The organism is Phenylobacterium sp. LjRoot225, from assembly GCF_964252855.1.
GTDB lineage: Bacteria > Pseudomonadota > Alphaproteobacteria > Caulobacterales > Caulobacteraceae > Phenylobacterium.
The window spans coordinates 261093-285495 of record NZ_CAXUPL020000001.1 but is presented as its reverse complement, the minus strand read 5'-3'; the positions used below and the strand labels follow the sequence as shown (position 1 = coordinate 285495).

At 70.0% G+C, this 24403-nt stretch carries 23 protein-coding genes; 4 read left to right on the top strand and 19 right to left on the bottom strand.

Features of this window, described 5'->3' with window-relative positions; all coding sequences use genetic code 11:
- Positions 1-25: 25 nt before the first annotated feature.
- The 5 genes from aspS to parC all read right to left on the bottom strand — a co-directional run bounded on the left by aspS (position 26) and on the right by parC (position 6953).
- Complete coding sequence (gene aspS, locus ACSQ2B_RS01425; protein WP_436046691.1) at positions 26-1804, bottom strand: aspartate--tRNA ligase; 1779 nt, start codon at positions 1802-1804, stop codon at positions 26-28.
- A gap of 169 nt (positions 1805-1973) precedes the next feature.
- Entirely contained in the window at positions 1974-2816 is an 843-nt protein-coding gene (locus ACSQ2B_RS01420) for a flagellin (protein ID WP_436046689.1), read from the bottom strand.
- A gap of 376 nt (positions 2817-3192) precedes the next feature.
- A complete protein-coding gene (locus ACSQ2B_RS01415) occupies positions 3193-4065 on the bottom strand; it encodes a DUF2189 domain-containing protein (protein ID WP_436046687.1) in 873 nt (290 codons plus the stop codon).
- 142 nt (positions 4066-4207) lie between these two features.
- Positions 4208-4705 (bottom strand): thermonuclease family protein, encoded by a 498-nt coding sequence (locus tag ACSQ2B_RS01410; RefSeq protein WP_436046686.1) that lies wholly within the window; start codon positions 4703-4705, stop codon positions 4208-4210.
- Between the two features lie 7 nt (positions 4706-4712).
- Entirely contained in the window at positions 4713-6953 is a 2241-nt protein-coding gene (parC, locus tag ACSQ2B_RS01405) for a DNA topoisomerase IV subunit A (protein ID WP_436046684.1), read from the bottom strand.
- 444 nt (positions 6954-7397) lie between these two features.
- Here parC and ACSQ2B_RS01400 point away from each other — a divergent pair, with 444 nt between their 5' ends.
- Complete coding sequence (locus tag ACSQ2B_RS01400) at positions 7398-8174, top strand: hypothetical protein (protein ID WP_436046683.1); 777 nt, start codon at positions 7398-7400, stop codon at positions 8172-8174.
- Here the strand turns inward: ACSQ2B_RS01400 and recO are convergent.
- Genes recO through lepB form a run of 4 tightly spaced genes read right to left on the bottom strand, consistent with a single transcriptional unit; the run spans position 8067 to position 11289 of the window.
- A complete protein-coding gene (recO, locus tag ACSQ2B_RS01395) occupies positions 8067-8798 on the bottom strand; it encodes a DNA repair protein RecO (RefSeq protein ID WP_436046682.1) in 732 nt (243 codons plus the stop codon). The two genes, ACSQ2B_RS01400 and recO, sit on opposite strands and share 108 nt — an antisense overlap.
- 48 nt (positions 8799-8846) lie before the next feature.
- Positions 8847-9779, bottom strand: a complete 933-nt coding sequence (era, locus tag ACSQ2B_RS01390) for a GTPase Era (RefSeq protein WP_436046681.1) — start codon at positions 9777-9779, stop codon at positions 8847-8849.
- Complete coding sequence (gene rnc, locus ACSQ2B_RS01385) at positions 9776-10495, bottom strand: ribonuclease III (protein ID WP_436046680.1); 720 nt, start codon at positions 10493-10495, stop codon at positions 9776-9778. The genes era and rnc overlap by 4 nt, the downstream gene beginning before the upstream one ends.
- A gap of 11 nt (positions 10496-10506) precedes the next feature.
- Positions 10507-11289, bottom strand: coding sequence for a signal peptidase I (lepB, locus tag ACSQ2B_RS01380; RefSeq protein WP_436046679.1), 783 nt, complete (start codon positions 11287-11289; stop codon positions 10507-10509).
- 170 nt (positions 11290-11459) lie between these two features.
- Between lepB and ACSQ2B_RS01375 the strand changes: the two genes are divergently transcribed.
- Positions 11460-12359: an EamA family transporter gene (locus ACSQ2B_RS01375; RefSeq protein ID WP_436049544.1), complete on the top strand. Its 900-nt coding sequence runs from the start codon at positions 11460-11462 to the stop codon at positions 12357-12359.
- Between the two features lie 71 nt (positions 12360-12430).
- Here the strand turns inward: ACSQ2B_RS01375 and acpS are convergent, their stop codons facing one another.
- The 5 genes from acpS to folK all read right to left on the bottom strand — a co-directional run bounded on the left by acpS (position 12431) and on the right by folK (position 17234).
- Entirely contained in the window at positions 12431-12829 is a 399-nt protein-coding gene (acpS, locus tag ACSQ2B_RS01370) for a holo-ACP synthase (protein ID WP_436046678.1), read from the bottom strand.
- Positions 12830-12866: 37 nt separating this feature from the next.
- On the bottom strand, positions 12867-13646 hold the full coding sequence (locus tag ACSQ2B_RS01365) for a pyridoxine 5'-phosphate synthase (RefSeq protein WP_436046677.1): 780 nt from the start codon (positions 13644-13646) through the stop codon (positions 12867-12869).
- Positions 13647-13799: 153 nt separating this feature from the next.
- Positions 13800-16013 carry a RelA/SpoT family protein gene (locus ACSQ2B_RS01360; RefSeq protein WP_436046676.1) on the bottom strand — a complete coding sequence of 738 codons (2214 nt, stop codon included), beginning with the start codon at positions 16011-16013 and terminating at the stop codon, positions 13800-13802.
- Positions 16014-16162: 149 nt separating this feature from the next.
- Entirely contained in the window at positions 16163-16522 is a 360-nt protein-coding gene (rpoZ, locus tag ACSQ2B_RS01355; protein WP_436046675.1) for a DNA-directed RNA polymerase subunit omega, read from the bottom strand.
- A 214-nt stretch (positions 16523-16736) separates the two neighbouring features.
- Positions 16737-17234 carry a 2-amino-4-hydroxy-6-hydroxymethyldihydropteridine diphosphokinase gene (gene folK / locus ACSQ2B_RS01350; protein ID WP_436046674.1) on the bottom strand — a complete coding sequence of 166 codons (498 nt, stop codon included), beginning with the start codon at positions 17232-17234 and terminating at the stop codon, positions 16737-16739.
- A gap of 153 nt (positions 17235-17387) precedes the next feature.
- Between folK and ACSQ2B_RS01345 the strand changes: the two genes are divergently transcribed.
- A complete protein-coding gene (locus ACSQ2B_RS01345; RefSeq protein WP_436046673.1) occupies positions 17388-18044 on the top strand; it encodes a uracil-DNA glycosylase in 657 nt (218 codons plus the stop codon).
- Positions 18045-18134: 90 nt separating this feature from the next.
- Here ACSQ2B_RS01345 and smpB read toward each other — a convergent pair whose 3' ends face one another.
- Entirely contained in the window at positions 18135-18590 is a 456-nt protein-coding gene (gene smpB, locus ACSQ2B_RS01340; protein ID WP_436046672.1) for an SsrA-binding protein SmpB, read from the bottom strand.
- A 175-nt stretch (positions 18591-18765) separates the two neighbouring features.
- A complete protein-coding gene (gene dapA / locus ACSQ2B_RS01335) occupies positions 18766-19650 on the bottom strand; it encodes a 4-hydroxy-tetrahydrodipicolinate synthase (protein WP_436046670.1) in 885 nt (294 codons plus the stop codon).
- A gap of 123 nt (positions 19651-19773) precedes the next feature.
- On the opposite strand from dapA, the gene ACSQ2B_RS01330 reads away from it, so the two are divergent.
- Positions 19774-21891 carry a transglycosylase SLT domain-containing protein gene (locus ACSQ2B_RS01330; RefSeq protein ID WP_436046668.1) on the top strand — a complete coding sequence of 706 codons (2118 nt, stop codon included), beginning with the start codon at positions 19774-19776 and terminating at the stop codon, positions 21889-21891.
- Here the strand turns inward: ACSQ2B_RS01330 and ACSQ2B_RS01325 are convergent.
- Genes ACSQ2B_RS01325 through ACSQ2B_RS01315 form a run of 3 tightly spaced genes read right to left on the bottom strand, consistent with a single transcriptional unit; the run spans position 21888 to position 24375 of the window.
- The gene (locus tag ACSQ2B_RS01325) at positions 21888-22640 is read right to left on the bottom strand and encodes an ABC transporter ATP-binding protein (RefSeq protein ID WP_436046667.1); all 753 of its coding nucleotides are present in this window, start codon (positions 22638-22640) and stop codon (positions 21888-21890) included. The genes ACSQ2B_RS01330 and ACSQ2B_RS01325 overlap by 4 nt on opposite strands.
- The gene (locus ACSQ2B_RS01320; RefSeq protein ID WP_436046665.1) at positions 22637-23623 is read right to left on the bottom strand and encodes a FecCD family ABC transporter permease; all 987 of its coding nucleotides are present in this window, start codon (positions 23621-23623) and stop codon (positions 22637-22639) included. Before ACSQ2B_RS01320 ends, ACSQ2B_RS01325 begins: the two co-directional genes overlap by 4 nt.
- Entirely contained in the window at positions 23620-24375 is a 756-nt protein-coding gene (locus tag ACSQ2B_RS01315; RefSeq protein WP_436046664.1) for an ABC transporter substrate-binding protein, read from the bottom strand. Before ACSQ2B_RS01315 ends, ACSQ2B_RS01320 begins: the two co-directional genes overlap by 4 nt.
- Positions 24376-24403: the final 28 nt, after the last annotated feature.

Here is a 24403-nt window from a genome sequence, read left to right as displayed (position 1 = left end):
GCACGCGGGGAGAGGGATCAAAGAGCTAGACCTTCAGCTGAGGCGCGAGGCGGATGTGCAGCTCTTTCAGTTGCTTGTCGGCGACTTCGGAGGGCGCGTTCATCAGCAGATCCTGGCCCTGCTGGTTCAGCGGGAAGGCGATGACCTCGCGGATGGCGCTCTCGCCGGCCAGCAGCATGACGATCCGGTCGATCCCGGGCGCCAGGCCGCCGTGCGGCGGGGCGCCGTGGCGGAAGGCGTTGAGCATGCCGCCGAACTCCGCCTCGACCACGTCCGGGCCGTAGCCGGCGGTCTCGAAGGCCTTCAGCATCAGGTCGGGCCGGTGGTTCCGGATCGCGCCCGAGCACAGCTCGTAGCCGTTGCAGACGATGTCGTACTGGTAGGCCAGGACGTCGAGCGGATCCTTGGTCTCCAGCGCCTCCATCTCGCCCTGCGGCATGGAGAAGGGGTTGTGCGAGAAGTCGACGCGCTTCTCGTCCTCGTTCCACTCGAACATCGGGAAGTCGACGATCCAGACGAACTCGAAGCGGTCCTCGTCGACCAGCTTTAGGTCGGTCCCGACCTTGGTGCGCGCAGACCCCGCGAACTTGTAGAAGACCTTCGGGTCGCCGGCGACGAAGAAGGCCGCGTCGCCCTGCCCCATGCCCAGCTGGCCCATGACCGCCTCGGTCTTCTCCGGACCGAGGTTCTTGGCGATCGGGCCGCCCCAGCCGCCCTGGTCCTCGCTCCAGAAGATGTAGCCGAGGCCCGGCTGGCCCTCGCCCTGCGCCCAGGAGTTCATCCGGTCGCAGAAGGCTCTGGAGCCGCCCTTCGGCGCGGGGATGCCCCACACCGCGTTCTTGGGGTCCTGCAGGATCTTGGCGAACAGGCCGAAGCCGCCGCCGCGGAAGCCCTCGGAGACGTCCTGCATCTGGATCGGGTTGCGCAGGTCGGGCTTGTCGGAGCCGTATTTGGCGATCGCCTCTCGGTACGGGATCCGCGGGAAGGGATAGGCGGTCACCGGCTTGCCGGCGCCGAACTCTTCAAACACGCCATGCATGACGGGCTCGATAGCGGCGAAGACGTCCTCTTGCGTCACGAAGCTCATCTCGACGTCGAGCTGGTAGAACTCGAGCGAGCGGTCGGCGCGCAGGTCTTCGTCGCGGAAACAGGGCGCGATCTGGAAATAGCGGTCGAAACCGGCGACCATCAGCAGCTGCTTGAACTGCTGGGGCGCCTGCGGCAGGGCGTAGAACTTGCTCGGGTGCAGCCGCGACGGCACCAGGAAGTCGCGCGCGCCCTCCGGGCTGGAGGCCGTCAGGATCGGCGTCTGGTACTCCAGGAAGCCCTGGCCGATCATCCGGTTACGGATCGACTGGATGACCTTGGAGCGCAGCACGATGTTGCGGTGGAGCGTCTCGCGCCGCAGGTCGAGATAGCGGTTCTTCAGCCGGATCTCTTCGGGATATTCCGGCTCGCCGAAGACCGGCAACGGCAGCTCGGCCGCTGCGGAGATGACGACGATCTCGGCGGCCTGCACCTCGATCTCGCCGGTCGGCAGATTGGGGTTCACCGTCTCGGGCGTGCGGGCCACCACCTCGCCGTCGATGCGGATGACGCTCTCGGCGCGCAGGTGCTCGAGCAGGCTGAAGCCAGGGTTCGACGGACCGACGACCAGCTGCGTCAGACCGTAGTGGTCGCGCAGGTCGATGAAGATCAAGCCGCCGTGGTCGCGCTTGCGGTGGATCCAGCCGGACAGGCGGACCGTCTTGCCGGTGTCGGCGGCGCGAAGCGCGCCGCAGGTATGCGTGCGGTAGGCGTGCATTTCTCTGGGGAAATTGGCTGTTTTACGAGCCGCGGAAGGGCGCATGGGCGCCTTGCAATGTCAAGGCGTGCGCGGGGGCGCGGGGCCGATCCTGTCAAAGGCGGGCCGTCCTGCGGACGCCGCCTTGCTGACGGGGGGACTTCGCCCCCCGCCAGCGCAGCGCCGAATATTAGCGGAAGAGAGACATCAAGACCGAGCTCGACTGGTTGGCGATAGAGAGCGCCTGGACGCCCAGCTGCTGCTTGGTCTGCAGCGCCTGGAGCTTGGCGCTTTCCTTCGCCAGGTCGGCGTCCACCAGGTTGCCGACGCCGGCGTCCAGGGTGTCCTGGAGCTTGCCGACGAAGGTCAGGTGGCTGGCCAGGGACCGCGAGCCCGTGCCCAGTTTGGACAGGGCGCTGGAGACCGCGGTGATCGCGCTGTTGACGATCGTGATCATCGACGCGGCCGTGGACTGCGCGCCGATCGAGGAGGTCGCCGTGATCCCGCTGAGCGCCGTCGATCCCAGAGACAGGTCCTGGGCGGCGACCGTGATCACCTGACTGGCGTCGGCGTTGGCCAGGGCCATCACCGTCGAGGGGTTCGAGGCGGTCGCCTTGATCATGTTGGCGCCGTTGAACTCGGCGTTGTCCACAGCCTTCTGGATCTGGTCGCGGAGCGAGGTGAAGTCGTCGTTCAGCGCGACCCGGCTGTTGGTGTCGAGGGTGGTGTCGGAGGCCGCAAGGGCCTTCTGCTTCATCTGCAGCAGCAGATCGGAGATGCTCTCGCCGGCGGCCATGGCCACGTCCACGGTGGACTGGCCGCGCGAGAGAGATTCCTTCACCGCGTTCAGCGAGCCGGAGGTGGCCCGCTGGTTCTGGGCGATGGCCCAGATGGCGCCGTTGTCCTTGGCCGAAGCGACCTTCAGACCCGTGTTGATGCGCGTCTGAGTTATCGACAGGTCCGTCTGGGTGGCGGAGAGGTTCTGGAGCGCCGTCATGGCGCCCACGTTGGTATTCACGCTATTCATCGGCACTGGAAATTGTCCTTCGTTTCGAGGGACAGGTCGCGTTTTGCTGACCTGGGGCGTTTTGCCCAGCGAAGGCCACGCAAGGCGCGGGCCACTCGGCAAAAAGGTCCACGCCACTCGGCAAAAACCGGAAGCGGCCCCGCTCTTGCCCACCCGCGACCTGCCGGGCGGCAAGTTCTGCAGGGCCAAACACGCCCACCGGCAAGAGTTGCCCGGCAATCTTAACCGGGATTCACCGGCCGCCCGGCGCGCCGGCAAGCGCACCCGGGCCAAAAAACCGACGCGCAGCCGGCCACAATCAGAACTTGCGGCATCGCTGCGCGTCCCACCACCGGCAGGGTTTGCGGGCTCCTCAGGATCCCCGCACCCGGCAAAATTATCCTCAGGCGTCCGCTACGACCCGTCGATAGAGCCGCCAGGAGGCATGCCCAAGGACCGGCATGACCAGGATCAGGCCGGCGAACACCGGGATCGAGCCCAGGAACAGGGCGCCGGCGATGATCGCGCCCCAGAGCGCCATCGGCCCCGGATTGGCGGCGACCGCCCGCAGCGAGGTCCGCACGGCCGCGGCGATGCCGACGTCGCGGTCGAGCATCAAGGGGAAGGAGACCACGCCGATGGCGAAGACGAAGGCGGCGAACAGGAAGCCCACGCCGCCGCCGACGACGATCATCGTCCAGCCGGCCGGCGTGCGGAAGACGTCGCTCAGGAAGCCGCCCAGCGACGCCGGCGGCTGCGGCCCCAGCGTCAGGGCGTAGACGCCCCAGGCCGCCGCCAGCCAGGCGAAGAAGGTCAGGGCCAGGATCGCGCCCAGGCCGAGGATCGAGCTGAACGCCGGCGAGCGGAGCACCTCGAACGGCGTCGACCACGACACCGGCGCGCCCGCCTCCAGGCGACGGCTGATCTCGTAGAGGCCGATCGCCGCGAGCGGGCCCAGCAGGGCGAAGCCGGTCACCAGGGGCAGGACGAGCGGCAGCAGGTTCAGACTGGAGAAGAACCAGCCCAGCACGAGCCCGACGATCGGATAAAACAGGGCGATGAAGACCACGTCGGAGCGGGCGACGCCCAGGTCGTGAAAGCCCTCCCGCAAGGCCGCCCAGAGGTCGGCGGTCTGGATGCGGCGAACCGTCGCCGGCCGGTCGGCCTCATGCCGCCGGGGCGGCGCGGTGATCGCGCGACGAATATCCGAATAGGCCCAACTGATCCGCTCGATCACATATTCGAAGGGATTCTCGACATGGTTCCGCGCCGGCATGCTCAACCTCCCGAGCCTTGTTGCGAAGGCGGGCCGCGGTCGAGACGCCGGCCGACAGGTCATTCAGCCGACGACGGCCACACCCGTGAACCCGGACAGTCTAGCACGTTGGCGGACGCGGTTCACCCGCTGAACAGCCCCCTCACCCCGGACTCAAGTCCATCAGGGCTCGGAAGTCCGGCGCTCCGGCCTCGCCCTTGCTGATCGGGTCGCACCAGCCGAACCGGCCGCGCGGCGCATCCGCCGCCAGGCCGGCGTCGTGGAGGGTGGTCGCCAGGTCCTGGTTGTCGAGCAGGACGCGGGCGATCGAGCGGTTGTAGGCGTCGGTCTGGCCGGTCGGCTCGATGCGCAGGTCATGGGCCGCGCGGATCAGGTCGCGGACGGCCACGGTCGCCTGCTTCGCGGCCAGAGCCTCGGCCCAGCAACGGGCGTCGGGGATCGGTTGCGGCGGCGCAGAGCCCGCCAGCCGAACATGGCGGCCGTCGACCACCAGGACGTCGGCGTTCAGCACCCGCACCCGCTCGGCGACGGAAAGGCCTGGCGGCGCCTGCAGCGGCGGCTCCGCCTGCCGCCGACAGCCCGCCAAGGCCGCGACGACGAGCCCGCTTGCGACGATCGGAGCGACAAGCTGGAGCGCCATCTCGCGCCTACTTGGGCCGGAAACGCTTGCTGGCCGGGAAGCCCTTGGGCGCGACCTTGCCCGCTCCGGCCCGCTTGCCCACCCATTCGCCCCATTCGGGCCAGGCCCGTGTCCGCCCGTCCGAGGTGGTCCAGGCGGCGCCCTCGTCACCCTTGAACACCAGGGCGTCGCGCAGCCCGCCCTCGCGGTAGGCCTGCAGCTTCACGCCCTTGCCGCGCGGCATCTCCGGCAGCTCGTCGGTGTGGAAGATCAGGATCTTGCCGTTGTCGCCGATCACGGCCAGGTGGTCGCCGGTCACCGGCAGGCAGACCGCCGCGCCCTTGGCGCCGGCGTTCAGCACCTGTTTGCCGGCGCGGCGGAAGGCGATCGCCTCGTCCTCCGGCAGGATGAAGCCGTAGCCCTCCTTGGAGGCCAGCACGCGCTTGGACCCGGGCCTGTGCACGAAGACGTCCAGCAGGCCGACCTTGTCCTCGAGGTCGATCATCAGCCGCAGCGGCTCGCCGTGGCCGCGCCCGCCCGGCAGCTTGTCGCAGCCCAGGGTGAAGAAGCGTCCGTCGGAGGCGAAGATCAGCAGCTTGTCGGTGGTCTCGGCCGGCACCAGGAAGGCCAGCTTGTCGCCCTCCTTGAACTTCAGTTCCGAGGGATCCTCGACGCGGCCCTTGGCGGCGCGGATCCAGCCCCGGTCGGAGAGGATGACGGTGATCGGCTCGCGCACGATCATCGCCTCGATGGCGGCCTCGGCGTCGACCTGGGGCGCGTCCTCGAACACTGAACGGCGCACGTTCAGCTCGCTCAGGGCGGCCTTCACCTGGCGCAGGCCCTGGCCCACCAGCTTCCACTGGGCCGCGTCCGAGGCCAGCATGCCCATGATGCCGTCCCGTTCTTCCGACAGTTCGGCGTGCTCGCGGCGGAGCTCCATCTCCTCCAGCTTGGCCAGTTGGCGCAGCCGGGTGTTGAGGATGGCGTCGGCCTGGATCTCCGAGAGGTCGAAGGCGGCGATCAGCTTGGCCTTGGGCTCGTCCTCGTAGCGGACGATGCGGATCACCTCGTCGAGATTGAGGTAGGCGATCATCAGCCCGTCGAGGATGTGCAGCCGGGCCTCGATCTTCGCCAGCCGGTGGCGGGCGCGGCGAACCAGCACCTCGCGCCGGTGGTCGAGGAAGGCCCGCAGCACGCCCTTCAGGCCCATGACGCCGGGCGTGCCGCGCGCGTCGAGGACGTTGATGTTGACCGAGAAGCGGGTCTCCAGGTCGGAGAGCTTGAACAGGCTCTCCATCAGCACTTCGGGCTCGACGTTGCGGCTCTTGGGTTCGAGAACGAGCCGCACGTCCTCGGCGGACTCGTCGCGCACGTCGCCCAGCAGCGGCGCCTTCTTGTTCTCGATCAGCTCCGCCAGCTGTTCGACCAGCTCGGCCTTCTTCACCTGGTAGGGCACCTGGGTGATGACGATCTGGTAGGTCCCGCGGCCGGTCTCTTCCTTGCTCCACCCCGCACGCAGGCGCACGCCCCCGCGTCCGGTCTCATAGGTCTGCAGCAGGCTGGCGCGCGGCTCGACGATCACCCCGCCGGTCGGGAAGTCCGGGCCCTGGACATGGGTCATCAGGGCCTCAGTCGAGGCGTCAGGCTGGTCGAGCAGCAGCAGGCAGGCGTCGATCAGCTCGCCGGCGTTGTGCGGCGGAATCGAGGTCGCCATGCCGACGGCGATTCCCGTGGTGCCGTTGGCCAGCAGATTGGGGAAGCCGGTCGGCAGAACCACCGGCTCGTCGTCCTGGCCGTCGTAGGTCGGCTTGAAGTCGACGGCGTCCTCGTCGATGCCGTCCAGCAGCAGCATGGCCGCCTCGGTCAGCCGCGCCTCGGTGTAGCGCATGGCCGCGGCGTTATCGCCGTCGATGTTGCCGAAGTTCCCCTGCCCGTCGGCCAGCGGATAGCGCTGGGCGAAGGTCTGGGCCATCCGCACCAGGGTGTCATAGATCGACTGGTCGCCATGCGGGTGGTAGCCGCCCATCACCTCGCCCACGACCTTGGCGCACTTGCGCGGCGCGGAGTCCGGGTTCAGCCGCATCTCGCGCATGGCGTAGAGCACCCGCCGCTGCACGGGCTTCAGCCCGTCGCGGACATCCGGCAGCGCCCGGTCGGTGATGACGCTCAACGCATAGGCCAGGTAGCGCCGTGACAGCGCCTCCGAAAGCGGCTCGTCGATGATGCGGTCGCCGTCGCCATCCGAGGGCGGAGGAGTATGCAGGGTCATGGCAGAATCAACTTCGGTGAAGGGCGAGCATAGCGCGTCGGAAACGCTCGCGTCGCTGTGGCGCGAAGCCCATCCCCAACTGCCGTCCCCTATATCCTCCGATCATCTCCGCGAAAGCGGGGACCCAGGTTTTTCTGTCCACGAAAAACACGAAATACACGAAAGCGCCGCGCATAGAGCGATCGGCGGGCTGGCTTGGGTTCCTCCAAAAACGACCGGCCATCGGCCGGTAAGACGACCTATTCCTCGCGCCTGCGCCCGTTCGTGTGGATCGTGTGGATCGTGGACAAGCTCTTTCGTGTTTTTCGTGTTTTTCGTGGTTCCAGAACGCCCTGGACCCCGCCCGCGCAGGAGCGTGTCACGATCCGATAACCACGTTCGTTTGGCGAACCTTAGGTCGCAGTCGGTACCCCTGTCGGCCAGGCTGGCGAGATCTCCGCCGACATGCCCAGGGACGAGATGCTGATCCAGAATTTCCGCGCGAGCGCCCAGAGCGCCCTGATCTCCTCGATCATGGCGGTCTCCACCTTCGCCCTGGTGATCGGCCCCGATGCGGTGCGCTACGCCGCGCTGGCGGCCCTGCTGGTGCTGGCGCCGACCGCCATGCTGGCGATCCGGATGGGCACGATGACCGCGCCGGACGTCGATCCGGCCACCCTGAAGACGCTCGAAGTGTCGCCCGCGGAGAAGGTCGACCAGGTGCTGATCGCCGCCTCCTGGCTGGGCGTCGCCGGCGCCTTCGTCACCGGGCTGGCGGCGGCCCAGCAGTTCGACCTCCCCGGCGGCCTGCCGCTGCGGCTGACGGCGATCGCGGCGGCGGCCCTGATGGCGCTCGGCGCGACGCCGGTGATCGCCGGCCTCATCCGCCCCTGGCCGACAGCCGAGATCGGCGCGGCGGGCGTCCGCCTCTCCGCCACCCGGATGATCCGCTGGCGCGACATGGAGTCCGCGCGCGTGGTCTGCGCCGGGATGAACCGTCTGGAGATCATCCTGAAGCCGTCGCCGCGCGACCCGGGCGGCCCGCCCCAGCGGGTCCTGGTCCGCCTGCCCGCGGTCATCGAGCCTTGGATCCGCACCGCGGCGGCGACCATGATCGCGCGCAACCTCGCGGCCTCAGAGCCGGCCCGCCTCAGTCAGCCGGTCGACAAGCCAAAGGCGCGCGGGGGGCAGCGGCCGATTCAACGGATTGAAGATAAACGCTTCCAGGAAGTGGCCGGTTAGGGCCAGCCCGGCGCCGACGTCGCCGGGGAGCAGCCCCGCCTGGGCGCCCAGCAGGAAGGGCGGAAGCGTCAGCATCCGGTCCTTGTAGGGCTCGCCCGCGGCGCGGCTGACGGCCCGGCCGGTCTTCGGGCTGACATAGATCAGGTCGTCAAGGCTGCCGGTGGCGGCGCATTTCGAGAGATCCAGGCCGAAGCCCAGCTCCTGCAGCAGGCCGGCCTCGAAACCCACGAAGACCGCCGGCCAGATGTCCGGGTGCGCCAGCGCCCGGGTCAGGGCCTCGAAGGCGAAATAGGCGCCCGGATGCGGTTCGCGCTCGGGCAGGGCGCCGGCCGCCACCGCCGCGGCGGCCGCCAGCCCCGCCAGCGCCAGGGCGTCGTCGAACAGGGCCGAGGGCCCCTCGCCCACCGGCTCCAGGGTCGCCGAGCCCAACTGGTCGGCCATCCGCGCGCGGAACCGCACGATCACCTGGGCGCCCGGCTGCAGGAAGGGCTTGATCCTGCGCGAGGCGCCGCCCGCCACGTGGGCGGCGTACTTGCCGTGGCTCGCGGTCAGGAATTCAACGATCGCGCCCGCCTCGCCGTGGGCGCGGGCGTTCAGCACGAAGGCGTCGTCCTCGAATTCCATCAGCTACCGATAGCTCCTCTCCCCGCTCGCGGGGAGAGGGCGCGCAATTCAGACGTCGAAGTCCAATCCCACGTCGCCGTAGAACTCGCGCTTGTCGGCCCAGCGTTCGTCGACCTGGACGTGCAGGAAGAGGTGCACCGGCCGGTCGAGGATGACATTCAGCTCCTCGCGTGACTTCTGGCCGATCCACTTCAGGGTCTGGCCGCCCTTGCCGAGGATGATCGGCCGCTGGCTCTCGCGCTCGACATAGATGGTCTGCTCGATGCGGATCGAGCCGTCCTTGCGTTCTTCGAACTTGGTCGTCTCGACGGCCGCCGAATAGGGCAGCTCCTCGTGGACGCGCAGGTAGATCTTCTCGCGGGTGATCTCGGCGGAGAGCAGGCGGGCCGGCAGGTCGGCGGTCTGGTCCTCCGGATAGAACCAGGGGTTCTCCGGCATCAGCTCGGCGAGCCGGGCCTTGAGGTCCTCGACGCCCGAGCCGGTCGTCGCCGAGATCATGAAGACCTCGGAATAGACCCCGGTTTCGAACAGCCGCTGGGAGAGCTCCAGCAGGTTCTCGCGCTTGACCGCATCGACCTTGTTCAGCGCCAGGATGGCCTTGCGGCCGGAAGACTTCAGCCCTTCGATGATGGTCTCGACATCGATCGCGGCGCGCTTGTCGGCGGCCTTGGCGCCGGTTTCGGCCGCGGCGATCTCGGCGGCGGCGTCGACCATGTGCACCACGGCGTCGGCGTCCTCCGCCCCGCCCCAGGCGGCGCGCACCATGGCCCGGTCGAGCCGGCGCCGGGGCTGGAAGATGCCGGGCGTGTCGACGAGCACGATCTGCGCCTCGCCGGCCATGGCCACGCCCCGCACCGGGAAGCGCGTCGTCTGCACCTTCTGGGTGACGATCGAGACCTTGGCGCCCACCAGTCGGTTGGTGAGCGTCGACTTGCCTGCATTGGGCGCGCCGATGATGGCGGCGAAGCCGGCCCGGGTCATACGCTTACCTCTTGTCCGGGCTCGGGGCCCTCTTGTTTCAATAGCATGGCCTGGGCCGCGGCCTTCTCGGCGTCCTGCCGCGAGCGACCCTTCGCCCGCTCCGGCGCCAGGCCCTCGACCGTGACCTGCACCGTGAAGGACGGCGCATGGTCCGGACCCTCGCGGCCGACCACCTCGTAGGCCGGCAGCGGCAGGCCGCGGCCCTGAGCCCACTCCTGCAGCTGGGTCTTGGGATCCTTGCTGCGCGGTTCGCGCATGCGCTCGAACTCCTCGGCCCAGAAGGCCAGGAAGAAGGTGCGCGCGCACTCCAGCCCGCCGTCGATGTAGAGGGCCGCGATCAGCGCCTCGCAGGCGTCGCCCAGCACCGCGTCGGACGTCCGGGCGCCGATCTTGGTGGCGCTGGCCGAGAGCCGCATGGCGTCGGGCAAGCCCGCCCGCTTCGCCGCCCGCGCGCAGGCATGGTAGTTCACCAGGCTCGCCAGCAGCCGCGACATCTCCCCTTCGCGGGAATCCGGGTCGAGCTCCATCAGCCGCTCGGCGGCGCAGAGGTTCAGCACCCGGTCGCCGAGGAACTCCAGCCGCTCGTTGTGGCGCACGGACTTGGCGCCGTCGCCGACGCTGGCGTGAGTCAGCGCCCGCTCCAGCAGGTCCCGATCCTGGAAAATGTGACCGATGCGGCGTTCGAGCTCAGCGACCGCGGCCACCCTGGCGTTCATCGAAATGGCGGTCACTGCAGGACGTGGAAGAACCGGCTCGGCCGCGCGCCCAGGACCCAGGTCCAGGGCTTGAAGATCGAGGCGCCGGGGTTCCACGACAGCAGGATGATCTGCGCCTTGCCCACCAGATTCTCCGCCGGGACGAAGCCCACGCCGTTGGCTTCGGGCGGCACGCGGCTGTCCGACGAGTTGTCGCGGTTGTCGCCCATCATGAAGTACTGGCCTTCGGGCACCACGAAGACGTCGGTGTTGTCGAGCTCGCCGTCGGTCCCGTAGTCGTTGGTCATGAATGACTTCCCGCCCGGCAGGGTCTCCTTGTAGCTGGCCACCTCGCGGATGAAGCCGTAGCCGGAATCTTCCTTGGTCGTGCCGGCGAACACCCGGGGCACCTGCTCGCCGTTCAGGTAAAGCAGGCCGTCCTTCATCTGCAGGCGGTCGCCCGGCAGGCCGATCAGCCGCTTGACGTAGTCGGTGTGGCCGTCGCGCGGCAGTTTGAAGACGACGACGTCCCCGCGATGCGGCTTCCGCTCCATCACCCGGCCCGCGAAGATCGGCGGACTGAACGGAATGGAGTGACGCGAGTAGCCGTAGCTGAACTTCGAGACGATGATGTAGTCGCCCTGGTAGAGGTTCGGCTCCATCGAGGCCGACGGGATCGTGAAGGGCTGGAAGAACAGCACCCGCAGCACCAGGGCGATCAGCAGCGCGTAGACGACAGTCTTGACGATCTCGACGATCTCGCTGACAGCGCCGGACTTTTCGGGGGTCTGTGCAGCCTGCACGTTCTCGCTCATGGATGATCCCTGACGGCGTCCGGCGCACCGGACCGGCTGTTGCTACGCGTTGCATAGCCGCTGAGCAAGGCCAGGCCCCGTGAAGTCTTGGACATGCCGGCGCTATGCCGCACGCAACCCGGCAGGGTCCAGCTCTGGTCCCGACGCAGGTGATCGTTCATACGCGCCTGATGAACCGCGACGCCCTGCCGCCCCTGCACCTCCTCCTCGCGCTCGCCGTGGTCGCCGTGTGGGGCGTCAACTTCGTCGTCATCAAATTCGCCCTGACGGAGCTGCCGCCGCTGACGCTCGCGGCCCTGCGCTTCACCTTCGCGCTCGTTCCGGCCGCGTTCGGCCTGAAGCGACCCGACGTTCCCTGGCGCAACCTCGTCGCCTACGGCCTGCTGATCGGCGTGGGCCAGTTCGGCCTGCTGTTCATCGCCATGCGCGGGATGATCTCGCCCGGGCTCGCCTCCCTGGTGGCGCAGATGCAGGTGTTCTTCACCATCGGCATCGCCCTGCTGGTCAGCGGGGAGCGGATCCGCGGCTATCAGCTGGCGGCGCTCGCCCTCTCCGCGGCGGGCCTGGCCTGGCTGATGTTGCACGCAGGCGCCGACATGGCGCCGCTTGGCCTCGTCCTGGTTCTGCTGTCGGCCCTGGCCTGGGCGGGCGGCAACGTGGTGGCGCGCGCCACGCCGGACGTCAACGTGCTGGCCTTCGTCGTCTGGGCCAGCCTGTTCTCCGCGCCGCCGCTGTTCGCCCTGGCGATCGTCTTCGACGGATGGCCGGTGGTGTCCCATGCGATCGCCCACGCCTCCGCCGGAGCCTGGGCGGCGGTCGCCTGGCAGACGGTCGGCAACACCCTCTTCGGCTACGGCGCCTGGGCCTGGCTGCTCGCCCGCCACCCGGCGGCGACGATCTCGCCGCTGTCGCTGCTGATTCCGGTCGTCGCGATGGGGGCGTCCTGGCTGCTGCTCGGCGAGCCGCTTTCCGACTGGAAGCTGGCGGCCGCGGGCCTGGTGCTCGGCGGCCTGGCGATCAACATCATCTGGCCCCGGGTGGCCCGGCGCACGGCCGCGGCCGCGACCTAGCTAGTGTGCTTCTCGATTCCGAAGTTCGTCGGAGCCCGCCACAAGCGCATGCGAACTTCGGAATCGGGACACTAGTCCGGCAGCGCCTCGATGATGACGAAGGCCTGGGCGTAGGGGTGATCGTCGGTCAGGCTCAGGTGGATCACCGCCGTCATCCCGGCCGGGGTGATCTCCTTCAGCCGCTCCAGCGCTCCGCCGGTCAGGCTCATGGTCGGCTTGCCGGACGGCAGGTTGGCGACCCCCATGTCGCGCCAGAAGACGCCGCGCTTGATGCCGGTGCCGAGCGCCTTGGCGCAGGCCTCCTTGGCGGCGAAACGCTTGGCGTAGCTGGCGGCGCGGTCGGGCTTGCGCTCGGAGCGGGTCCGCTCGATCTCGGTATAGATGCGGTGGGTGAAGCGCTCGCCGAACCGCTCCAGGCTCTTCTCCACCCGGCGGATGTCTGAGAGATCCGAGCCCAGGCCGATGATCATGCGGCCCTCTCCCCAGGCGCTTTCACAGAAATCGCCATCACTTCGAAAGCTCTTCAGCCATTTCATGCGAATTGGCTCGCGCCTCGTCCATCAGGGCGCGCATGCGCTGGATGGCTGGACCGAGGCCGATGAAGATGGCTTCGCCGATCAGGAAATGGCCGATGTTCAGCTCGACCACCTCGGGGATGGCGGCGATCGGCTTGACCGTCTCGTAGTCGATGCCGTGGCCGGCGTGGACCTCCAGGCCCAGCCGCGCGGCCTCGCGCGCGGCGGCCTTGAGCTGCTCCAGCAGCTGCGGCGCGCTCGGCGAGCGATGGCGCACGGCCTCGCAATAGGCGCCGGTGTGGAACTCGACCACCGCCGCGCCGACCGATTTGGCGGCCGCCACTTGAGCCGGATCGGCGTCGATGAAGCAGGAGACGCGGACGCCGGCGGCCGAGAGCCGGCCGACCAGCGGGGCGATGGTGTTGTGGCTCTTGGCGACGTCGAGGCCGCCCTCGGTCGTCACCTCCTCGCGCCGCTCGGGCACCAGGCAGGCCGCGTGCGGCAGGTGCGCCAGGGCGATGGCCTCCATCTCGGCGGTCACCGCCATCTCGAGGTTCAGCGGCCGGCCACGCTTGCGGGTGATGTCGGCCAGGGCGTCGATGTCGGCGTCGGAGATGTGCCGCCGGTCCTCGCGCAGGTGGGCGGTGATGCCGTCTGCGCCCGCCGACAGGGCGATTTCGGCGGCCCGGACCGGATCCGGATAGGTCTCGCCACGGGCGTTCCGGACGGTCGCCACATGGTCGATGTTCACACCGAGGCGGAGAGGTCTCATCACGCCACTTCGCGGAAAAGCTTCATGCATCGGAGATAGTGCGGTTTCGCGGCGTGTGAAAGATGCGGCTCCGCTTGAGCCCTCTGCCCATCCGTGGCGAGAGCGTTGGGCGAGGCGCAGCGCAGAACGTTCAAGGGCGCTGCTCTGCGACGCCTAGTTCTTCGACCGGTCCACCGTCTCGACGCTGGGGTTGGCGCGCAGCGCCGCGGCGATGTGGGTCAGGTGGCGGGCGTCGCTGACCTCGAGGTCGAAGTCGACGTCGAAGAAGTCCGCCTGGCGGTGGTGCATCCGCAGGCCGACGATATTGCCGCCGGCCTCGCCGATCACCGTGCAGGCCTGGCCCAGCACGCCGGGCGCGTTGCGGATGGTGGCGGTGAGCTTGGCCCGGGCGATGGCGTTGCGCTCGGCCTCGGGCGTCCACTGCAGGTCGCGCCAGAGCTCCTCGCGGTCCTCGTACTCGGCCAGCCGCTCGCAGTCGATGGTGTGGACGGTGATGCCGCGCCCGTCGCCCTCGAGGATGCCGACGATGCGGTCGCCCGGCACCGGCGAGCAGCATTCGCCGAAGTGGATGGCGACGCCCGGCGTCAGGCCGCCGCCGCGGACGTAGAGACGCGCGCCCTTGCCTTCCTCGATGCGCCGGCGCGCCGAGGCGGCCTCGCGCTCGGTCACCTTCAGGCCGGGGAAGATGGCGTCGAGAACCTGCGGCGGGCTGACCCGGCCACGGCCGACGCTCTCATACAGCTCCTCCTCGCCGGGCGCGGCGAAACGGTCGAGGGCCGGCCGCAGCGAGACCTCCTTGAGCGACTTGCCGGCGGCCTCGAAGGCCTGCTCGACGGTCATCCGTCCGAGCCGGGTGAACTCTTCCTTCTCGGTCTGGCGGATGTGGCGGCGGATCGCCGAGCGCGCCCGGCCGGTGACCGCCAGCGAACGCCAGTCCGGCGGCACGATCGGCTTGCCGCCGCGGATCACCTCGACCACGTCGCCGTTCTGCAGCGTCGTGCGCAGCGGCTTCAGCTCGCCGTTGATCTTCACCCCGACGGTGGTGTCGCCGATATTGGTGTGCACCGCATAGGCGAAATCCAGCGGCATGGCCCCGCTCGGCAGGCTGACCAGCTGGCCCTTGGGCGTGAAGACGAAGACCTGGTCGAGGAACATCTCGAGCTTGGCGTGCTCGACCAGCTCCTCGGCGTCGCCGCCATGCTCCAGCACCTGGACGAGGTGGCGCAGGTTGACCAGCGGGTCGCGCCCGCCGGCCGCCTTCTGGTGCTCCACATCGAAGCCGTAGGACTTGTCCTTGTAGCGCCAGTGCGCGGCGACCCCCTCCTCCGCGACCCGGTCCATGGCCTCGGTGCGGATCTGCATCTCGATCCGCATGCCCTTGGGGCCGACCACGGTGGTGTGCAGGGAGCGGTAGTTGTTGCGTTTCGGCGTCGAGATGAAGTCCTTGAACCGCTCCGGCACGCTGGGCCAGGCGCGGTGGATGAAGCCGAGCGCGCGGTAGCAGTCGTCCTCGGAGTCGACGATCACCCGGAAGGCGTAGATGTCCGACAGCTGCGAGAAGCCGATCGACTTGCGCTGCAGCTTTCGCCAGATCGAATAGGGATGCTTCTCGCGGCCGAAGACCCGGGCCGGGATGCCGGCCGCCTCCAGCCGGGAGGCGATTTCGCCCGAGACCAGCGACACCGCTCCGCCCTGGTCATGCCGCAGCGTCTCCAGCCGGCGGTAGATGGCGTCGCGGGCCACGGGATTGAGGTGGGCGAAGGCGAGCTCTTCGAGCTCGGTGCAGATCCGGTGCACGCCGATGTTGCGGGCGAGCGGGGCGTAGATGTCGAGCGTCTCGCGCGCGATCCGCTCCCGCTTCGCCGGGCTCTTGATGTACTGCAGCGTGCGCATGTTGTGCAGCCGGTCGGCTAGCTTGACCAGCAGCACGCGCACGTCCCGGCTGATCGCCAGGATGAATTTCCGAAGGTTTTCCGCCTGCCGCAGATGCTCGGAGGACAGCTCCAGCTTGGAAAGCTTGGTCACCCCCTCGACCAGCTCGCCGATCTCGGGGCCGAAGAGCTCGTCGATCTCCTTGCGCGTGACCGGAGTGTCCTCGATCACGTCGTGCAGCAGGGCCGTGACGATGGTCGCGGTGTCGAGGCGGTAGTCCGTGAGGATGCCGGCCACCTCGATGGGGTGGGCGAAGTAGGGATCGCCGGAGGCGCGCGTCTGCGCCCCGTGCATCCGCATGGCGTAGACATAGGCGCGGTTCAGCAGCGCCTCGTCGGCGGTCGGGTCGTAGGACCGGACCTTTTCGATCAGTTCGAATTGGCGAAGGAAGCGGGGCCGCTTAGCGGGAGCGGCCGGAGCCGCCCCGTCTTTCAAGCTGTCCTTCAGCGCAGCGGCTTGACCAGCCGCAGTCTTCGGGCCGGGCTTTTCCAGGACGGCCGGTTCGGCCGCATCCTTCGAGCCGGCCTTCGGCGAGGCGGCCGGATCGGCCGCCGGGATCGTGAGAGGGTCTGCGCCTTCGGGGCTCAGTACCGCTCCTCCTGACCACCGTCGCGGTCGCTCTGCAGGGCGCGAACGAGCTCGAGCTCGCTCATCTGCATGTGGGTCGGATCCGCCAGCAGGGCCAGGGTCTCGGCCTCTTCCTCGGCTTCCGAGCGCTCGTCGACGCGCTGCAGGGTGCCGATCAGGGCTTCGCGCAGCTCGTCGGCGTCGACCACGTCGTCCGCGATCTCGCGCAGCGAGACCACCGGATTCTTGTCGTTGTCGCGATCGACAAGGATCTGCGAGCCGGCCGAAATGGCGCGGGCGCGATGGGCCGCCAACAGCACCAGGCTGAAGCGGTTGGGAACCTTCTCGATGCAATCTTCGACGGTGACGCGAGCCATGGAGTCCTCGGGCGGGGAGTAGAACCGGGGAAAATAGAGGGTCGCGCCCCATTGTGCAACGCCGCAGGGGGTCGCAGGCGAGAATAGAGCCCTCTCCCCCGTGGGGAGAGGTTGGGTGAGGGGTGGCTCGGCCGGTCAGTTGCGCAAGCGGGGCGGCCGGAGGGCTCTGGCTGCGCAATCGGTCAAGACGTCGATGTCCGCGCCGCCCCTCACCCTACCTTCTCCCCAGCGGGGAGAGGAGGACAGCGTCCGTTCCCACCGTCGCCTCGGCCGCCAACTGCGCCGCCGTCCGCCCCAGGACCGGGTGACGCCAGCCCGGCGCGATCTCGGCCAGCGGGCCCATGACGAACAGCCGCTCGTGCGCGCGGGGGTGCGGCAAGGTCAGGCCGGGCGTCGCGATCACCTGCCGGCCATAGGCGATCAGGTCGAGGTCGAGCGTCCGCGGCGCGTTGCGCTGGTCGCGGCGGCGGTTGAACTCCGCCTCCACGCCCAGCAGAGCCTGGAGCGTCGCCTCGGCGTCCAGGCTGGTCGCCACCAGGGCGACGCCGTTGCGGTATTCCGGCCCCTGGGGATCAGGCCAGGCGGCGGAGCGCCACCAGCCGGACCGGGCGACCACCCGCAGTCCGGCCGCCGGCAGGGCCGCCAGCGCGGCCTCGAGCAGCGCCTCGCAGGACGCGAAATCGCCCGCCAGGTTGCTGCCCAGGGCCACCACGACCGCGGCGTCGAGGTCGGTCCCTGGATCTGGAAGCTTCGGATCGATCAGTGCGTCCTCGCGCCGGCCGCGCCCTGTTCATCCGGGGCGGCGATGTCTATGCGTGCGCGCCGACTCCTAGCGAGTCGCGCCAGGATGAGGAAGAACCAGCCGGTGACCAAGCTAGACGCCGCCGCGTGCGGCCCCGAGCCCGCGCGCGACTGCCCGATCTGCCCCCGGCTGGTGGCCTATCGCGAGGTGAACCGGGCGGCCCATCCCGACTGGTTCAACGGCCCCGCCCCTTCGTTCGGCGACGAGGGCGCCCAGCTGCTGGTTGCGGGCCTGGCGCCCGGCCGCATGGGGGCCAATCGCACCGGCCGGCCCTTCACCGGCGATTTCGCCGGCGTGCTGCTCTACGAAACCCTGCTGAAGCTCGGCTTCGCCCGCGGCCGCTACGAGGCGCGACCGGACGACGGACTGGAGCTGGTGGACTGCATGATCACCAACGCCGTGCGCTGCGCCCCGCCGGGCAACAAGCCGGAGACCTCGGAAGAGGCCAACTGCCGGCCGTTCCTGACGTCGCGCATCGAGGCCCTGCCCCGGCTGAAGGTGATCGTCACCCTGGGCGACGTCTCGCGGCGCAACGTGCTGCGCGCCCTCGGGCTCAAGGCCTCCGCCGGGATCCCCGGCCACGGCTCGGAATTCCAGGCCGGGCCGTACACGGTGCTGAACAGCTACCATTGCTCCCGCCTCAACACGAACACCGGCCGGCTGACCGCGGAGATGTTCGAGGCGGTGTTCGTCCGGGCCAAGGCGCTGATCGAGGGCTGAGCCCGGCCCCCGCCCCATAATTGTCATCCCGGTTTTCGCGCAGCGGTTGTCCGGGATGACACAGGATCTCCAGGAGGGCGGCGCTTCGCCCTACCCCAGGTTCTTCATCAGCCGGGCCTTGTCGCGCTGCCAGTCGCGCGCGGCCTCGGTCTCGCGCTTGTCGTGGAGCTTCTTGCCCTTGGCCAGCGACAGCTCCAGCTTCGCCATCCCCTTGTCGTTCCAATAGAGCTTGGTCGGGATGATGGTGCGGCCTTCGCGCTGCACAGCGCCGATCAGCTTGTCGATCTCCTTGCGGTGCAGCAGCAGCTTCCGCGGCCGGCGCGGCTCGTGGTTGAAGCGGTTGGCCTGGGCGTAGGGCGGGATGTCGGCGTTCACCAGCACGATCTGGTCGCCCTCCACCGCCGCGTAGCTCTCGGCGATGTTGGCGCGGCCGTTGCGCAGCGACTTCACCTCCGAGCCGGTGAGCGCAAGCCCCGCCTCGAAGGTCTGTTCCAGGAAGTAGTCGAACCGCGCCCGGCGGTTCTCAGCGATCAGCTTGCCGGCCATCTAGATCCCCGCCCTCCATCGGCGAGACGTGGGCATATGGTGTTTGGAACCACGAAATACACGAAAGTGGAGGCGAACCACGGAAAACACGGGCTGCACGGACGCAGAGCAAAGAGCGGTCGGCCGGAGGCTGCTAAGGCTCTTCGGTGTTTTCCGTGGCGCGATCCGTTTTACGTCAGACCACGCCCGCGTCGCGCATCGCCGCCAGGACCTCGGCGCGCGAGGCCTCGGAGGCCACCACGAGCGGCAGGCGCACGTCCTCGGTGCAGAGACCCAGGTGCGCCAGGGCGAACTTGGTCGGCGCCGGGGAGGCGTCGGAGAACAGCGCCCGGTGCAGGCGGATCAGCCGGTCCTGATGCTGCAGCGCGCCCTCCCAGTCGCCCGACAGCGCGGCGTTGTACATGGCCGCGGTCTGCTCCGGGGCGACGTTCGAGGTCACCGAGATGCAGCCGTGGCCGCCGTGCGCCAGATAGCCGAGACCGGTGGGGTCGTCTCCCGTCAACATCACCCAGTCGTCGCCGCACATCAGCCGCTGCATGCTGGCCCGCGAGAGATCGCTGGTGGCGTCCTTGATGCCGATGATGTTCGGCAGCTTGGAAAGCCTGGCCAGCACCTCGTTGGAGATGTCGGTCCCGGTGCGCGAGGGCACGTTGTAGACCACCACCGGCAGCTGAACCGCCGCATTGATCGCCGCATAGTGGGCGTAGAGGCCTTCCTGGCTCGGCCGCACATAGTAGGGCGTCACCACCAGGGCTGCGTCCGCGCCGATCGCCTTGGCGTGACGGACCAGCTCGATCGCCTCCTCCGTGGAGTTGGAGCCGGCGCCGGCGATCACCGGAACCCGCCCGCGGGCGGTGGCGACGCAAAGCTCGACGACGCGACGATGCTCGTCGTGCGACAAGGTGGCCGTCTCTCCGGTAGTGCCGACCGGCACCAGGCCGTGGACCCCGCCGTCGATCTGGCGCTCGACGAGGCGAATGAAAGCCTCCTCGTCGACGGCGCCGTCGCGGAAGGGCGTCACGAGCGCCGGGAACAGGCCCTTGAATAAAGGCTGGGACATATCTGCAAATTGCCGTGAAAAGAGCGCTTATTGAAGCGACGTTCAGATTCGGCGCGACAATATGGGTGGTGAGTCGCGGCCGCAACGTTCGTATGCGTTTGCGGTGGGCCAAGGGGGCGAGAGTTGCACGCCAAAACCCGAAACGTATTGCTGATCGCCAGCATGGTGCTGGTCTCAGGCGCGGTCGCGCGCGCGCAGCAGATGGACGCCATCGGCGCCCTGCTGCAGCGATCCGACGCCCAAGGGGTCGTCGACGCGCCTGTCCAGGCCGCCGAGCAGACCGTGCGCCAGCCGTTGTCGCCGGCGGACTTCGCCAACTTCCGGTCGGCCGTGGAGGCCGCCCGCCGCGGCGACGTGAACAATGCGCGCGCGGCGATCGCGGCTCTGAACGACCGGGCGGCGCGCAAGACCGCCACCTGGATGCTGATCGACTCGGCGGGGGATTCGCTGAGCTTCTATGAAGTCGACCAGGCGCGCCGGGAGCTGATGGCCTGGCCGCGCGCCCCCCGGCGCCAGGCCGCGGCCGAGAAGCTGGTGGAAGCCTCCGGCAAGTCGCCCAAACAGATCATCGACTGGTTCGACAGCCTGGAGCCGACGACCGCGCAAGGGGCCATGGCGCTCGCCCAGGCCTACCGCAACGTCGGCCAGCCCGCCCCCGCCGCCGAGCTGATCCGGCGCTGGTGGCGCACCAAGAGCTTCGAGCTGAACGTCCAGCGCACCATGCTCGGCCGCTTCAGCGACGTGCTGACCCAGGACGACCACGTCGCCCGCGCCGACATCCTGCTCTGCGGCTCCCAGGGTCCGGCGGCGCGCGACCTGATCCCCCTGCTCCCGCCGGAGCAGCAGCAGGCGGCCTTCGCCCGCATCGCGCTGCGCGCCGACGCCTCCAACGCCAACGAACTCGCCAACGCCCTGTCGCCGGAGCTGGCTCAAAGCCCGGGCGTCGCCTTCGAGCGCGCGGCCTATCTGCGCCGCCACGGCCTCGTCGAGCTCGCCACCGCCCAGCTGCCCTACTTCCCCAGGGCGATCCACACGGCGGAACAGGCCGACCGGATCTGGGAGGAGCGCCGGCAGATGGTGCTGGCGGAGTTGAAGCTCGGCGATTCCAAAGGCGCCTACGCCGCGGCCGCCAACAGCGGCTTCACCTTCGGCGTCCCGGCGGCCGAGGCCGAGTTCTACGCCGGCTGGATCGCGCTCACCCGGCTGAAGGATCCCGAGCGCGCCGCGCGCCACTTCGCCGTCATCGACCGCGTCGGCACCTCGCCGATCACCCGGGCCCGCGCCCTCTATTGGCAGGGCCGCGCCGCCGCGGCGCGCGGCGACCAGGCCTCCGCCCAGAGCTTCTACGCCGCCGGCGCCCAGCACCAGACCACCTTCTACGGCCAGCTCGCGGCCGAGAAGCTCGGCCAGCGGCTGGTGATCGGCGACGACCCGCAGCTGACGCCCGGCGACCGCAGCCGCTTCGAGGCGAGCGATATCGTCCAGGGCGCGCGCCTGCTGCACGACGAAGGCCAGCGCGACACCTTCCGGTCCTTCGTCCTGGCGCTGGACGACGTCCTGCCGACCGCCTCCGACCAGGCCCTGCTGATCGACCTGGTGCGCGGCTACGGCGACCAGGACACCTCGATGAAGATCGCCCGGGGGGCCGCCCAGCGCGGCTTCGTCCTGCCGCAACGGGCCTATCCCTACCGCACCCCGCCCCAGGTGATGGGCGCGCCGGAGCCGGCTCTGGTGCTGGCCGTCACCCGCCAGGAGAGCGGCTTCGATCCGTTGGTGCGATCCGGCGTCGGGGCCCGCGGCATGATGCAGCTGATGCCGGCGACCGCCGCCATCGTCGCGCGCCGCAACGGCATGGGCTATTCGCCGTCCATGCTCGACGAGCCCGAGTACAACATGCGGCTCGGCTCCAGCTTCCTCGGCCAGCTGGTGAACCAGTTCTCCGGCTCCTACGTCATGGCCGTGGCGGGCTACAACGCCGGTCCCGGCCGGCCGACGGCGTGGGCGGGCTACTGCGGCGACCCGCGGGGCGGCTCGACCGATCCGATCGACTTCATCGAGTGCATTCCCTTCTCCGAGACCCGCAACTATGTGATGCGGGTGCTGGAGGGCATGCAGGTCTACCGCGCCAAGCTGAACGGCGGCTCGGCCCCGGCGACCCTGAGCAGCGACCTGGCGCGCGGCAGCTACGCCTACCCGGCCTCGGTGGCGACCACTGCGACCGAGGCGGCAGGCGGCAGCTAAAGCCGCTTCGCCGCCACCACCAGACCGGCGCTGGTCTCCTCCAGCTTCCCGTCCAGTGCGAACGCCTGCGCGAGCACCGCCGGCGTCAGCGCCGCACGCGGCGCGGCGTCGGCGACCACCCGGCCTTGGCTCAGCACCACCAGCCGGTCGCAGGCCCGCGCCGCCAGGCTGAGGTCGTGCAGGGTGAGGACCACTCCCGCCCCGCGCTCCGCCTCGGCGCGCAGCAGCTCCAGCGCCAGCAGCTGGGCGTCGGGATCGAGGCCCGCCCCCGGCTCGTCGGCCATCAGCAGCGGCGCATGGGCGGCCAGCAGGCGGGCCAGCAGCACCCGCCCCCGTTCGCCGCCGGACATGTCCAGCACGCCGCGGTCGGCCAAGGCCGCCAGCCCCACCCGCGCCAGGACCTCGTGGGCGCGGTCGCGCGCCGCCCTGGGGGCGAGATGCGCCGCGCCCAGGCTCGCCACCCGCCAGGCCGGCAGGTTCCAGCCGATCCGCCGCTCCTGGGGCAGATAGGCGGCGAGCGCCGCGCGCTCCGGATCGCTCAGACTCTTCACGTCGCGGCCAGCCAGGACCGCGCGGCCCTGCTCCAGCCGGACCAGCCCCAGGGCGGCGCGCAGCAGGGTCGTCTTGCCCGCGCCATTGGCGCCGATCACGCCCAGCACCTCGCCGGGGCGGGCCTGGACGCTGGCGTCCTGCAGCACGATGGCGCGGCCGCGCCGCACCGTCGCGGCTTCGAGGGCGAAGGCCATCATCCGCGCCAGCTCCGCGCCGCGCGCCAGGCGATCATGGCGAAGAGCGGCGCGCCGAGCAGAGCCGTGACCACCCCCAGCTTGAGCTCCAGGTCGGTGGGGATCAGCCGCGCCGCCAGATCGGCCCCCATCAGCAGCAACGCGCCGGTCAGGGCCGACGGCAGGAGGATGCGGCCCGGATCGGCCCCGGCCCGGGTCCGCACCAGGTGCGGCGCGGCCAGGCCCACGAAGCCGACGATGCCGGCCATGGCGACCGCCGCCCCGGTGAGCAGCGAGGCCCCGGCGACCGCCGCGCCGCGCAGCCGCGCCATCGGCAGGCCGGACATGACGGCGCTCTCCTCGCCCAGGCTCAGCATCACCAGGCCGCGGGCGGAATAGGCGCAGAGCCCGGCCCCGACGCCCATCGGGATCAGCTCGCGGCCGATGTCGCCCCAGTCACGGTTGGCGACCGAACCCAGCAGCCAGGAGAAGACCTCGGACAGGGTCACCGGCGACGGCGCGAAGTTGAACACCAGCGAGGTCAGCGCCCCGGAGAAGGAGGAGATGGCGACCCCGAACAGGATCAGCGTCTCCGGCTCGCGGAACCGGGCGGCGAGCGCGGTCAGCGCCAGGCCCATGAGCATGGCGGCGATCAGGGCCGCGCCCTCGACCACCCCGCTCTCCGCGCCCAGGCCGACCGCGATGGCGATGGCCGCGCCCAGGCCCGCGCCGCCGGAGACGCCCAGCACGCCGGGATCGGCCAGCGGATTGCGCAGCAGCCCCTGCATCACCGCCCCGGCCAGGCCGAGCGCCGCCCCCACCACAGCGGCGGCGACGCTGCGGGGGCAGCGGATCCGCCAGAGCACTTCGCCGGGCGCCGAGCCCGGATCCGCGAAGCCCTGGACGAACTGAGCCCAGCTCAGGGGGACCTCGCCCAGCCACAGGCCGGCGGCGATCAGCGCCAGCACGCCCAGCAGGAGAAGGCCGTTCAGCCTGACGTCCTTCATTTCGGGGCCCGCGCCGCGAGCTGCTCGACGGCCTCGGCCGCGCCCCAGTTGGCGCAGGCGATCATCGCGCCGGGCAGGCTGGCCACGGCGCGCTGGCGCAGCACCTTCTGCATCAGGGCGTGCCGGCCGGGGGCCCAGCTCTCGCTGGCGTAGGCCTGGGTGTCGAAGAAGCCCATCACCACCGCCTCGGGCGGATCGAGGACGAAACGCTCCAGCGGAACCTCGCCGTAGCCCGCCCGCCGTTCGAGGTTGATCATCCCGGCGGCGCGCAGAATGGCGTCCGGCAGGGTTCCGGGGCCGGCGGTGAAGCCGCTGGGCGTCAGGTAGATGGCGCGCCGTCCCTTCCAGGCGCCCGCCGAGCGGGCCAGTCGCCGGTCCATCTCGGCGACCATGACCGCGCCCGCCCGGGGCTCGCCGACCGCCTCGGCGACCGCGCGGAGATTGCGGCGGACGCCTTCGAAGTCGGGCGCGTCCTCGAGCGTCAGCACCCGCACGCCCCGCCGCTGCAGCGCGCGGACGAGGCGGGCGTCGCCGCCGTAGGTGCGCACCACCAGGTCCGGGCGGGCGGACAAGGCGGTCTCGAAGTTCACCCGGCGCAGCGGCAGGCCGCGCGCCTTGGCCGCCAGCAGGGAATCGGCGTCGTCCGCCCGCGTCGAGAGGCCGACGACGGCCTCGCGCGGGCTGAGCGCCAGCACATATTCGTCCGAGCACTGGTCGAAGGAGAGAACCCGCGGGGCCGCGAGCGCGACCATTGGGGAGAGCCACAGCGCCAGCGCCGCA